Raw genomic sequence first — 12,258 nt, forward strand, 5'->3', positions numbered from 1 at the left:
AGCATTGGGAAATCGCAATCGGCCGATCATGAGCAGGACTTGCCGATGTCGCGATGTCGCACCTTGCTCGTTCGCTTATCAATCTGTGACTTCATAACCGCCCCCAAGAGCCGACAAGTTGGCGCCTTGAGAAGGTCGGCCATCGGGAGAGACGCATGCCAATTGGAGTCGGCCTGATTGGGCTGGGAATGGCGGTGAAGCCGCATATTCTTTCGTTGCTTGAACTGCAGGCGCAGGGACGGATCACAATCGTCGGCGGATTTGCGCCGTCAGCGGACCGGCGGTCAGCGTTTTCACAGCAGTGGGGCGTTCCGGTTTTCGATAGCCAGGAGGACTTGCTGTCGCGCTCCGATCTCGATCTCGTCCTGATACTGACGCCCCCCGGAACGCATCTGGCGACCGCAAAGGCTGCAGCCGCAGCAGGAAAGCACATTCTGGTCGAGAAGCCCGTCGAGATATCGGTTGCCAGGGGTGAGGAACTTGCGGCCGTCGCGGAGGCTGCTGGCGTGCGGTGCGGCGTGTGCCTGCAGCATCGCTTTCGTCCCGCATCGCTACGCCTCAAGGCGATCCTGAATCAGGGAGATCTGGGCGATATCCTGTCGGCGAGTGCATCGATCCGATGGTGGCGCGACGATGCTTATTTTCGTCAACCGGGCCGCGGCATGAAGGCCCGCGACGGCGGAGGCGTGTTGCTCACCCAGGCCATCCATACGCTCGATCTGCTTCTGCATTTCGTGGGGCCGCACAAGGATGTCGCCGGTTTTGCATCGACCTCGCCGCTCCGGGCGATCGATACCGAAGACGTGACCGCGGCAGCGGTCCGCTTCCAAAGCGGCGCTATCGGCGTGCTCGACGCCACCAGTGTTGCGCGGCCTGGCTATCCGGAGCGTATCGAAATCGCCGGCACGCGCGGCTCGGCCTATCTCGAGACGTTTCAACTGGTCATCCATCGCCACGAAGGCGCGCCAGAGATGGTTGGGGCCGCGCAATCGGGTGGCGGAGGTGCCGATCCGATGGCATTCGATCACGGGCCGCATCGGAGCCTGATCACTGAGATGCTGGACGCAATCGAACAACGACGTGAGCCGTCCAACAGCGTGCGCTCCGCCCTTCACGTGCAACGGCTGATCGAAGCGTGGTTGTCGGACGCTGCTGCCCGCGACTGACCGACGCCCTCACGGAACGGCTGCGCGCTGGCCGATCGCCGAGCGCGAAACCGGCAAGCAACAGCGCACCGACTTGTCAAAAAGATGTAATGTTGCCAAAGACTGGAGCATGTTCGGAGCAAGGACGGGTGAACATGGGCTCAACGGTCAAACGGGACGACATTCCGGAGCGCCCGGCCGTGACGGGAAAGCTCAGCGACCGCGTCTATGATCATGTCCTCAGCCAGATCACGGTCGGAATCTACCCGGTCAATTCGCGGCTTCCTCCCGAGACACGCCTGGCAGATCAGCTTGGCGTTTCACGCCCGGTCGTCCGTGAAGCGCTGATGCGGCTGCGCGATGACGGCGTCGTCGCATCGCGGCAGGGCGCCGGCTCCTTCGTGACGCGACGTCCCGCGGCAGATGTTTACAACTACGCGCCCGTGGGAAGCATTGCCGATATCCAGCGCTGCTTCGTATTTCGGATCGGCATCGAAGGAGAAGCTGCCGCGCTTGCCGCGCGTGATCACGACCCGGAAGGTCTGCGCCGGATCCGCGACGCAATCGCGGCACTTGATCAAGTGATCGCAGATGCCGCGCTGGGCGTAGAGGAAGACATTGCGTTCCACCGTTCGGTCGCAGAGGCCACCGGCAATCGCTTCTTCGCCGCGACTCTCGCCGCGATCCAGTCTCAGGTGAGCGTGGGCATCACGCTTAATCGAAACCTCTCCCTGATCCAGCCTCGCGACCGACTTCTGCGTGGGCAAGAAGAGCACCGGGCCGTGCTCGATGCGATCGCCGCCAGAGACGAAGCCGGAGCTCGCGAAGCCATGCGGTCGCATATCGAGAACGCCCGCAAGCGCGTTTTTGAAGGCGGATAGCTGCGCGCAGCATGGCTTACGCGCTCGGGCGGGCACCGACCTGTGGCAGGCCGCAGGATGGCTAGGAATAACACTGGAGCAGTTGCAGGACAACTACGGGACATCACCCGGACTTCCAGGAAAAGGCCACAGAGGCGTTCAGCGGGCGGCGCTGATGGCGGGCAGTACGGATTTGATGGCTGTAACGATCTTCGGAGACAAATTGCTTCGCAGTATGCGGACAATCCAAGCCTCAAACTTAGCTTTGGTGGTCTGCTTCAGATATTTCGAAGCTGGGACCAACATCTGTTTGTTATCGTAAAGCGCAAGCAGCTCATTAATGTCTCGGTCTGCCACGGCTTTCTCCAACCGCCGCCGAGCATTTTTAGCAATCGCTAGAACGTCCAGATTTGCGGCCTGATTTGCAAGATCTTTCGCTAGGTCTTGCGGCGTTGCCGAATCGGAAAGGTCGATTTTCTTCAACGCGCGATCAATACGCCGCCTGCAATAGCGCGTAATGACTGTCTCTATTTCTGCTGGCGTGAGTAGAGCAAAGACTTCTTCGTGCAGCTTTCCAACAACCTTTGCAGTTTCTGCAGGTAGATGGCCATCCGCCGCGCATATTTCCGACGCCACAGCCGGCAGCAGTAAAACGTTCTCTATTTCCGAAACCGGCAGTGTGCTAATGCCCAGCTCAGCGAGATACGCTCGGTCTGCTGCATCGTAATCATCTGCATCGACGATCCCAGAACAACTCACGCGCGTCAGATCGGCGTTGCGTCGCAGAGTAACGACTGCATGAATAACATTCTCGCATGATCCTCGTGCGAGAACAGTCCATTCCGGAAAACAGCTGCGATAGATGGCAATATCGAGGCTCGAACCATCTCCCTCAACAAAAAGAATTGGCCGCCGACTGCCCAAAATAAGAGTGGTGAGCTCCTCGCTAAAACCCGTATCGTCCGGCACAGAGATAATCGTCCAAGCCGGCACAGGGTTATAGTCCATGATGACGAACTTCTGCGCGACACGAGAAGCTGCAAATTCAAGATCATGGGTGATAAATGCAAAAGCGCAATCGATACGCGCTGCCTCAAGCTCGTCCCAGAGCTTTGACATGATCGATCGGTGAACATGCAGTTCAGGCTCGTCGATGATGAGAAGTGAGTTCTCTTTTGCGAGCAGCGTTTGGCCGATCATGTAAAAAATAGCACGCTCGCCGTCGCTCATCTGCGAAGCCGAGTATGTTGCGGAAGACCCGGTGATCGAAACTTGGATATCGTCGCCCGTGATATGGAGTTGCCTATGCGGCAGCAACCGCCCCCAAATATCACTCAATACTTCAAGCTTCGTGGGCTCCGCTGGACCATAGTTTCCTGCTCGAACGTTCCTATGCGTTTTTTGAGCTCTATTTGTCTGTTCGGCGAACAAGCCTTGTATAACCGCATCAAAGTCGCTGAGCAGATGAACTGCCTGCTTACCCTGCCATCGCGAACCGAGTCGATGCCCTACTCCAGCTTCTGAGTATGCAACGCCAAACCTCAATTGTTGGAGCGCCTCCGCCTCCGTCACTTTTGCGACTGTCGGCTGCAGTATCAGCGACCGATGGGCCGAGATACGGTGCGCAGAAATACCCTGCGACTCTTCAAGATGAACTGCGAGGCGAGTTTTTCCGCCGCCGTTTGCGCCAACGAAAATTACCGAAGAACCTGTCGCTAATTCAATTTGCTGCGCCGCCCCGAGCTGCCGAGGGATCGAAAGTGAAAAATTCATCCTCACCCCATCGAATGCCAGAAAGGCAGCATGCCTGCGCGTGCGCGCGACTACTGAAGCGAGCCATTTCGCCGCGCAACTTGCAGAAATTTTCGCTAAGTCATTGAAATCATGGTCGGAGTGGCAGGATTCGAACCTGCGACCCCTGCGTCCCGAACGCAGTGCTCTACCGGGCTGAGCCACACTCCGACTAAGAGCGCGGCTTATAACCTTGGGTTTCGCATCCTGCAAGAACCCCGGTAAAGAAGCCTGACCAATTTTCGAGACCAAGGATCTGCCCCGCATGGCCGTAGGCCTGACCACCCGGATGAGCCCTGCCGACGCCGCCCATATTGCTGAGGCGGCGCGTTGCCTGCGCGCGGGCGGGCTGCTGGCGTTCCCGACCGAGACGGTCTACGGGCTCGGCGCCGATGCGGCCAATCCGCGGGCCGTGGCGAGGATCTATGAGGCCAAGGGCCGGCCGTCGTTCAATCCCCTGATCGCCCATGTGGCCGATCTCGCCGCTGCCCGGCGCATTGCCCAATTCGATGCGCGCGCGCTGGCGCTTGCCGAGGCGTTCTGGCCGGGCCCGCTGACGCTGGTGCTGCCCAAGGCCCTGGACTGCCCGGTGGCCGATCTGGCCACCGCCGGCCTCGATACCATTGCCATGCGTGTGCCGGCCCATCCCGTGGCCCACGCGCTGCTGCAGGCCTTTGGCGGTGCCGTGGTGGCGCCGTCGGCCAATATCTCCGGGCACGTCTCGCCGACCACCGCAGCCCATGTGCTGAGCGATCTCGACGGCCGGATCGACATGATTCTCGATGGCGGACCGGTTGAAGTGGGCGTTGAATCCACCATCGTCGGTTGTTTCGACACGCCGATGCTGCTCCGCCCCGGTGGCCTGCCGCGCGAGGCGATCGAGCGGGTGCTCGGCCAAGCGCTGGCAAGCCCGCCGGACGCCCCCGCAAGCGAGACAAACCAGCCGCTGGCGCCGGGCATGCTGGCCTCGCATTATGCGCCGCGGACACGGGTGCGGCTGCTGGCCGAGGCCGTGAATCCCGGCGAGGCGCTACTGGCCTTCGGATCGGCCCCGCTGCCCGGGATAGAGGCCGCCGCGGCCGTCCTGAATTTGTCTGAACAGGGCGATCTCGGGGAAGCCGCCACCAATCTTTTCGGCTATCTTCGCGCGCTCGACGCGAAAGGCGCGAGCGGCATCGCGGTGATGCCGGTGCCGAACCACGGGCTCGGCGAAGCCATCAACGACCGGTTGCGCCGCGCCGCCGTGTAACCGGATGCAAGACCAAGAAACGCGCCAAGAAAATATCCAAGGGAATAGTTATGAATATCGTCCAGCCGAAGCCGCCCACGCTCTCCCCCGAAACCATCGCGCGCTTCCGGGCCATCGTCGGCGACAAATACGCGATCACCGATCAGGCCGACGTGCATCAATACGTCACCGAGGATCGCAACCTGTTTTTCGGCACCTCGCCGCTGGTGCTGCGCCCAGGCTCGACCGCCGAAGTCGCCGCGATCTGCAAACTCGCCACCGAGACGCGCACCGCGCTGGTGCCGCAGGGCGGCAACACCGGCCTCGTCGGTGGCCAGACGCCTTATGGCGGTGAGGTCGTGCTGTCGATGCGCCGGATGGACAAGGTGCGCGATCTGGACACCTCGTCCAATACGATGACGGTGGAAGCCGGCCTTGTGCTGCAACTCGCCCAGCAGCGCGCCGCGGAAGCCGACCGGCTGTTTCCACTGTCGCTGGGCTCCGAAGGCAGCTGCACCATCGGCGGCAATCTTTCCAGCAATGCCGGCGGCACCACTGCGCTGGCTTACGGCGTGGCGCGCGAAATGGCGCTCGGCCTCGAAGTGGTGCTGGCCGACGGCCGTATTCTCAATGGCCTGTCCAAGCTGAAGAAAGACAACACGGGTTACGACCTGCGTAACATCTTCATCGGCGCCGAAGGCTCGCTTGGCATCATCACTGCGGCGACGCTCAAGCTGTTTCCGAAGCCGCGCGCGGTCGAGACCGCCTTTGTCGGCCTGAAGTCGCCGGACGATGCATTGAAGCTGCTCAGCATCTCCCGCTCCGAGGCTGGCGGCAACCTCACCAGTTTCGAACTGGTCGCCGAGATTGCCGTCGACTTCAGCGTCCGCCACGGCATCGGCATTCGCGACCCGCTCTCCAGCAAGCACGCCTGGTATGTCCTGATGGAATTGTCGTCGGGACGCGACGATGCCCGCGCGACATTGGAGGCGATCCTCGAACGCGGCTTTGAAGACGGCATCGTGGATGATGCCGTGATCGCCGAGAACATCGCCCATCGCCAGGCGTTCTGGAAACTGCGCGAGGAAATCTCGCCGGCGCAGAAGCCGGAAGGCGGATCGATCAAGCACGATATCTCGGTGCCGGTCGCTTCCGTCCCCGCTTTCATCGCCGAAGCCAATGCTGCCGTCGTGAAGCTGCTGCCTGGCGCACGCCCGGTGCCATTCGGCCATCTCGGCGACGGCAACATCCACTACAATGTCACGCAGCCCAAGGAGACGCTCGGCGACAGCGACGGCCGCGAAAAATTCCTGGCGCGCTGGCACGACGTCAACGAAGTCGTGTTCGACGTCGTACTGCGCATGGGCGGTTCGATCTCCGCCGAACATGGCATCGGCCAGATGAAGGCGGCCGAGCTGCCCTCGGTGAAGGACCCCGTCGCCATCGAACTGATGCGCAGCCTGAAGGCGATGCTGGATCCGCTGAACATCCTCAATCCGGGCAAGGTGCTGCTGCCGGTGCAACATTGAAAGTTGCCCGGCTCGTCGACACCGACATTCAGGCGGTCGTCCAGCTCTGGCTGCGCTGCGGACTGGTCCGGCCCTGGAACGATCCGGAGGCCGATATCAGGCTGGCGCGCGCAGGCACCAATGCCGATGTCCTGGTCGGTCGCAAGGGGAAGACCATCGTCGCCTCCGTGCTGGTTGGCCATGATGGCCATCGCGGCTGGGTCTATTACGTCTCGGTCGATCCCGACCATCAGCGCCAGGATTTCGGCCGCGGCATCATGAGTGCCGCCGAAAACTGGCTGCGCGAGCGCGGCATCGAGAAGATGCAGCTCATGGTGCGCTCGGATAATACCAAGGTGCAGGCGTTTTATGAGTCGCTCGGCTATGGCGAACAGAAGCGCGTGATCTATGCCAAGTGGCTCGACGGACGGCCGCTGACACCGTGAGCCGCACTAATCTCAGTCCCTCATGGTGAGGAGCGCGCACTTGCGCGCGTCTCGAACCATGAGCTTACGACGCTCATCCTTCGAGACGCGGCGAAGATGCCGTTCCTCAGAATGAGGGATCAGAGTTCGATTTATCAGAACAACGATCCTTGACCGTTGTCCTCAGCCACCGCGACCTTGCGCGGCGTCCGTGTCGGTTTGACGTGCTCCACGGCAGCCTCTTCCGCCGAAATCGGCAGGATCAGTTGCGCATCGTCATTGGCCACCTTGTTGACCGCCATCGCCACCGGATGCCAGGCGAAGATGCCATCTGCTGGCGCAGCGAGCATTGTCATCACATCGGATGCACTATCCGAACTGCAATCGAGCCACTGACCGAAATGATCGGGCGCGATCGTCACCGGTACGCGATGGTGCAGCACCGACATGCCCGTGCTGGCTTCTGCAGTGATGATCGCAACCGTATCGACTTCTTCGCCGTTCGGTCCCATCCAGGTCTCGGCAAGACCTGCAAATCCCATCGGCCCGCCTGCACGTGGGTGGATAAAATACGGTTGTTTTCGTTCACCGCGGTTTTGCCATTCGTAATAGCCATCGGCCGGAATCAGGCAACGGCGGCGGCGAATCGCATTTTTGAAGGCCGGCTTTTCTTGTACCGTCTCGGCACGTGCATTAATCAGAAGCGTAAACTTCCGCGGGTCCTTGACCCAGGAGGGTAAAAAGCCCCATCGCATCAGACGGAAATGCCGGGATCCGTTTTCAACGATGACAACAGGAACCGGCTGCGTCGGCGCAACATTGTACCTCGCAGGAAGATTCGGTTGCTCGATATAACTGAATACCTGCCGTAACGCTTCCGGCGCTGATGTAATGACAAACCGCCCGCACATTCTCGATCCGCAATCCTGCCTCTTCAGGCGGTTTTAACCCAAAACACCAACAGTGCGACATATGACCCTGACGGCCATACAACCGGCGCAGCATGACCATCACGATCTGGCCGGCGCCGGTGCAAGTCCCGTTGCGTCCGCCGCCGACCTGATGGCCGCCAATATCAATCCGCGCACGGGTCTGGCGACCGACTATCTGAATCACTTCAACGAAGCCATCATGTTGCTCGAGCTGATCCCGGACATGCCGGACTGCTATGAGCTGTTTCTGGAATGGCAGCCGCTCAGCTATGCCGAGCACTTCATCAAATCCAACTTCAAGGCCCGCGACCTCGCCATTGCGTCCTACGAGGCTGCGCGCCCCGATATCCGCGCCGAATTCGATGCGCTGGTTGCAAACATGACCCAGATCCTGACCACGGTCGGTGAAGCCATGCGCACCGTGCAACAGGATCGAACCCGTGCCATGCTGGCCGAACAGGCCGCTGGCTGGGTCAAGCCGATGGTCGGCACCGCCGGCGGCATCATCAACGGCCGCGATCAGGAATCCGACGTCGACAGCATTATGGCGCAATGACCTCGTGACTGACACACCTCCCGTCCATCCACAACTCGCCACCAGCGCCGCCATCTTCCGGGACGGCAAAGTGCTGCTGGTCCGCCGCGCCCGCTCGCCCGGCAAGGGCTTCTATTCGCTCCCCGGCGGACGCGTGGAATTCGGCGAATCCCTCGCCAGCGCGCTTGCCCGCGAGGTCATGGAAGAAACCGGACTGACCATCGATATTGTCGGCCTGTCCGGCTTCCGCGAAGTGCTGCCGAACGACAAGGTGGCGGGCCATTACCTGATCATGTCCTTTGCTGCACGCTGGGTGGCTGGCGAGCCCGAGCTGAACGACGAACTCGACGATTTCCAGTGGGTCGCGCCGGACGATCTCGGCGCCTTCAAGACCACTGATGGCCTTGGTCCGATCCTCGCCATGGCGGAGGATCTGGTCGGACCATAGATAGCTCCTTGTCGCACCGGCAGCGCTGCCTTGCTTCAGGCGCCTTGAAAAGGCATATCAGCCGGGTTCCGGGACCATTCATGTTGAAGCACCTGCTCATCATTCTGACTGTTGTGACGTTCTGCGCAGGCCCTGCGCGGGCGCAGGACGCGGCTGCGCCTTTCGACAACGACCTGCAGCGGATGTCGGAGATTCTCGGCGCGCTGCATTACCTGCGCGGCATCTGTGGCAACAACGAAGGCAACAAGTGGCGCAACGAAATGCAGGCGCTGGTCGATGCCGAAACGCCGTCCGGCGAGCGCCGCGCCCGCATGATCGCCGGTTTCAATCGTGGTTATAACGGCTTCCAGCAGACCTACCGGACCTGCACGCCTGCCGCCACCATCGCGATCCGCCGCTATATCGACGAAGGCTCGCGGATCTCGCGGGATCTCACCGCGAGGTATGCGAACTAGATGAAGCCACATGCGATCGACACGGTCTTTTTCGATCTCGACGGAACGCTCACCGATCCCAAGATCGGCATCACTGGCTCGATCCAGTATGCGCTCGGCAAGCTGGGCCTTCCCGTCCCGACACAGGACGACCTGACCTGGTGCATCGGCCCACCGCTGCGCGCCAGCTTCGTGGCGCTGCTCGGCGGCGAGAAGGATGCCGATCGCGGTGTCGAACTCTATCGCGAACGCTTCGGCACCATCGGCCTGTTCGAGAACACGCACTATCCCGGCATCGCAGACACACTGACGGCGGTGACCGCGCCGGGACGACGGCTGTTCGTTGCAACCAGCAAGCCGCATGTCTTCGCCGATCGCATCATCGACCACTTCGGCCTGCGTAAATACTTCACCCGCGTGTTCGGCTCGGAACTCGACGGCACCCGCGTCGACAAGAGCGACCTGCTGCGCTATGCGCTCGATGAAGCCTCAGTCGATCCGGCACGCACGATCATGATCGGCGACCGCAAGCACGACATCATCGGTGCCGCAAACAACGGCATTCCGGCGATCGGCGTGCTCTATGGTTATGGCGGCCGCGAGGAACTGACGAGCGCCGGGGCGAAGCATCTGGTGGCTTCGCCCGCAGAAATTCCGAGCTACATCGACTGACGCAGCACGTCAGTGCTTGTTGGCGCCCATATAGCCGAACAGGAAGCCAGCGACCTTGCGCTTCTGGATTTCCTCGCTGCCCTCGGTGATGCGATAGCGGCGGTGGTGGCGATAGATGTGCTCGAACGGTTTGTGGCGTGAATAGCCCATGCCGCCATGCACCTGCATCGCACGATCGGCGGCTTCACAACACAGGCGGTTGGCCCAGTAGTTACACATCGAGACCTTGTCGGACAGCGTGTGCTCGACCTGCGCCTGGGTGAGCTGATCCATCTCCCACGCGGTCTTGCGGATCAGAAGCCGCAGCATCTCGGCCTGCGTGGCGAGTTCGACCAATGGAAACTGGATGCCCTGGTTGCGCGCCAATTCCTCGCCGAACGGCTTGCGCTCGCGCGCATATTTCACGCTTTCGTTGATGCAATAGACCGCAGCCCCCAGCGAACTGGCCGCCTGACGGATGCGGTTCTCGTGCACGAAGCACTGCGCCAGCGACAGGCCGCGGCCGATCTCGCCGAACAGCGCATCGTCCGGCACGAACACGTCGGTGAACGACACGCGCGGATGATCGGTCGGCATGTTGAAGGTCCACATATACTCCTCGACCTTCACCCCATCAGCCTTGGCCGGCACGAGGAAACAGGTGATGCCGCGGGCATCGCCGTCATTCCCCGACGTGCGTGCGAACAGCGCACAATGCGTGGCCACATGCATGCCGGTGGTCCACATTTTCTCGCCGTTGATCACCCAGCCCTTGACGCCATCGCGCGTCGCCTCGATTGCGGTCGTCTCCATATGCGTGGCGTCGGAACCATGCTCGGGTTCGGTCAGACCAAAGGTGATGCGATATTTTCCGGTGATTGATCCCTCGATCATCTCCTTCTGGTCGTCGCGGCCGTAACGATCCAGCATGGTCACCAGCGGCAGATTGCCGACGATGGAATGTTCGTTCTGCAGATCGTTGTGCAGACCGAGACCCTTGGTCGCGAAATGTTCACGAATGATGGCCATCCAGAGATTACTGCCATCCTTGCCACCATAACGTTTCGGGATCGCAAAACGCAGATGGCCTGCGCTGTCGGCGAGGTTCTTCGCCTCACGCAACAACTTTTCCCAGTCATGCCGCGGCAATCCGCCATTGTCGAAATCGGTGCGGGCCCATTCGCGGCGGTGATCGAAGAAGCGGATATTGTCATCCCTGTCTTCGAGCGGCTTGATCTCGCGCAGGATGAATGAATCGAGCTCGGCGAGATAGGCGACCAGATCGGCCGGCAGAGAAAAATCCAAGACGCTCTCCCGATTGTTTTTTGTGCGAGCTTTGTTGCTCTTGTTAATCGGGCGATTAAGATGGCATCGTCCGATCAAGTCAAGCGCGGCTGCACCACGCTTATTCTGCGCAACGAAAAACACTGCAAAGCAAAAACGGGAGGCCGCGATGGCTCTGCAATTCTCCACTGTGACCCGCAAGGGACCGATCACTATCGTGACGCTGTCGCGCCCGGAAGTTTACAACGCACTGCACACCGATGCGCACAATGAGCTTCACGAGGTGTTCAACGAGTTCGCTGCCGATCCCGAACAGTGGGTCGCGATCGTCACCGGCGCCGGCGACAAGGCGTTCTGTGCGGGTAATGACCTGAAGTGGCAGGCGGCCGGCGGCAAGCGCGGCTGGAACACATCGGGCTTCGCCGGCCTCACCGCGCGTTTCGATTGCGACAAGCCGATCATCGCTGCGGTGAACGGCGTCGCCATGGGCGGCGGCTTCGAGATCGCGCTGGCCTGCGACCTCATCATTGCCGCAGAGAATGCGACCTTCGCCCTGCCAGAGCCCCGCGTCGGCCTCGCCGCACTCGCCGGCGGCCTGCAGCGGCTGCCGCGCCAGATCGGCATGAAGCGCGCCATGGGCATGATCCTCACCGCACGTCATGTGAAACCGCAGGAGGGCTATGAGCTCGGCTTCGTCAATGAAGTGGTGCCGCAGGGCGAAGCCCTGAATGCCGCGCTGCGCTGGGCCGAGACCATCTGCCAGAACTCGCCGATGTCGATCCGCGCGTCCAAGCACGCGATCCAGAAGGGCATGGCGGTGTCGCTGGAACAGGCAATCACCGAACAGCGCGACTATCCGGCGGTGAAGGCCATGGCGGCGTCGGAGGATTATGTGGAAGGGCCGAAGGCATTTTCCGAGAAGCGCAAACCGAACTGGAAGGGGAAATAGCAGCGTTACACTCGTGTCGTCCCCTCCTAGCACGCCGAAGGTGTCCACGGCGGGGATGACATTGGCGT

Annotated in this window: 13 protein-coding genes and 1 tRNA gene; 10 read left to right on the forward strand and 4 right to left on the reverse strand. The window is 61.1% G+C overall.

Annotated elements, in window-relative coordinates; all coding sequences use genetic code 11:
* Positions 1 to 155: 155 nt before the first annotated feature.
* Both AB8A27_RS02165 and AB8A27_RS02170 read left to right on the forward strand, forming a co-directional pair.
* A complete protein-coding gene (locus AB8A27_RS02165; RefSeq protein ID WP_441240479.1) occupies positions 156 to 1,166 on the forward strand; it encodes a Gfo/Idh/MocA family protein in 1,011 nt (336 codons plus the stop codon).
* Positions 1,167 to 1,300: 134 nt separating this feature from the next.
* Entirely contained in the window at positions 1,301 to 2,026 is a 726-nt protein-coding gene (locus AB8A27_RS02170) for a FadR/GntR family transcriptional regulator (RefSeq protein WP_441240480.1), read from the forward strand.
* A gap of 138 nt (positions 2,027 to 2,164) precedes the next feature.
* Here the strand turns inward: AB8A27_RS02170 and AB8A27_RS02175 are convergent, their stop codons facing one another.
* On the reverse strand, positions 2,165 to 3,778 hold the full coding sequence (locus AB8A27_RS02175; RefSeq protein WP_441240481.1) for an AAA family ATPase: 1,614 nt from the start codon (positions 3,776 to 3,778) through the stop codon (positions 2,165 to 2,167).
* 112 nt (positions 3,779 to 3,890) lie between these two features.
* A tRNA-Pro gene (locus AB8A27_RS02180) sits at positions 3,891 to 3,967 on the reverse strand.
* A gap of 94 nt (positions 3,968 to 4,061) precedes the next feature.
* On the opposite strand from AB8A27_RS02180, the gene AB8A27_RS02185 reads away from it, so the two are divergent.
* From AB8A27_RS02185 to AB8A27_RS02195, 3 genes are read left to right on the forward strand one after another with little or no spacing between them, the layout of a single operon-like run.
* Positions 4,062 to 5,045, forward strand: a complete 984-nt coding sequence (locus tag AB8A27_RS02185) for an L-threonylcarbamoyladenylate synthase (RefSeq protein ID WP_441240482.1) — start codon at positions 4,062 to 4,064, stop codon at positions 5,043 to 5,045.
* Positions 5,046 to 5,095: 50 nt separating this feature from the next.
* The gene (locus tag AB8A27_RS02190) at positions 5,096 to 6,553 is read left to right on the forward strand and encodes an FAD-binding oxidoreductase (RefSeq protein WP_441240483.1); all 1,458 of its coding nucleotides are present in this window, start codon (positions 5,096 to 5,098) and stop codon (positions 6,551 to 6,553) included.
* Entirely contained in the window at positions 6,550 to 6,978 is a 429-nt protein-coding gene (locus tag AB8A27_RS02195; RefSeq protein WP_441240484.1) for a GNAT family acetyltransferase, read from the forward strand. The genes AB8A27_RS02190 and AB8A27_RS02195 overlap by 4 nt, the downstream gene beginning before the upstream one ends.
* Positions 6,979 to 7,112: 134 nt before the next feature.
* Here the strand turns inward: AB8A27_RS02195 and AB8A27_RS02200 are convergent, their stop codons facing one another.
* Positions 7,113 to 7,868 carry an SOS response-associated peptidase gene (locus AB8A27_RS02200; protein WP_441240485.1) on the reverse strand — a complete coding sequence of 252 codons (756 nt, stop codon included), beginning with the start codon at positions 7,866 to 7,868 and terminating at the stop codon, positions 7,113 to 7,115.
* A 61-nt stretch (positions 7,869 to 7,929) separates the two neighbouring features.
* Here AB8A27_RS02200 and AB8A27_RS02205 point away from each other — a divergent pair, with 61 nt between their 5' ends.
* From AB8A27_RS02205 to AB8A27_RS02220, 4 genes are all read left to right on the forward strand, one after another.
* Positions 7,930 to 8,445, forward strand: coding sequence for a hypothetical protein (locus tag AB8A27_RS02205; RefSeq protein WP_441240486.1), 516 nt, complete (start codon positions 7,930 to 7,932; stop codon positions 8,443 to 8,445).
* 4 nt (positions 8,446 to 8,449) lie between these two features.
* Entirely contained in the window at positions 8,450 to 8,872 is a 423-nt protein-coding gene (locus AB8A27_RS02210) for an NUDIX hydrolase (RefSeq protein WP_441240487.1), read from the forward strand.
* Between the two features lie 80 nt (positions 8,873 to 8,952).
* The gene (locus tag AB8A27_RS02215; RefSeq protein ID WP_441240488.1) at positions 8,953 to 9,327 is read left to right on the forward strand and encodes a TIGR02301 family protein; all 375 of its coding nucleotides are present in this window, start codon (positions 8,953 to 8,955) and stop codon (positions 9,325 to 9,327) included.
* Positions 9,328 to 9,342: 15 nt separating this feature from the next.
* The gene (locus tag AB8A27_RS02220) at positions 9,343 to 9,978 is read left to right on the forward strand and encodes an HAD family hydrolase (RefSeq protein WP_441244803.1); all 636 of its coding nucleotides are present in this window, start codon (positions 9,343 to 9,345) and stop codon (positions 9,976 to 9,978) included.
* A 9-nt stretch (positions 9,979 to 9,987) separates the two neighbouring features.
* On the opposite strand, the gene AB8A27_RS02225 is transcribed toward AB8A27_RS02220, so the two are convergent.
* Positions 9,988 to 11,262 carry an acyl-CoA dehydrogenase family protein gene (locus tag AB8A27_RS02225; protein WP_441240489.1) on the reverse strand — a complete coding sequence of 425 codons (1,275 nt, stop codon included), beginning with the start codon at positions 11,260 to 11,262 and terminating at the stop codon, positions 9,988 to 9,990.
* Positions 11,263 to 11,410: 148 nt separating this feature from the next.
* Between AB8A27_RS02225 and AB8A27_RS02230 the strand changes: the two genes are divergently transcribed.
* Positions 11,411 to 12,190: an enoyl-CoA hydratase-related protein gene (locus AB8A27_RS02230; protein ID WP_441240490.1), complete on the forward strand. Its 780-nt coding sequence runs from the start codon at positions 11,411 to 11,413 to the stop codon at positions 12,188 to 12,190.
* Positions 12,191 to 12,258: the final 68 nt, after the last annotated feature.

The sequence above is a fragment of the Tardiphaga sp. 768_D3_N2_1 genome, from assembly GCF_052076105.1.
GTDB lineage: Bacteria > Pseudomonadota > Alphaproteobacteria > Rhizobiales > Xanthobacteraceae > Tardiphaga.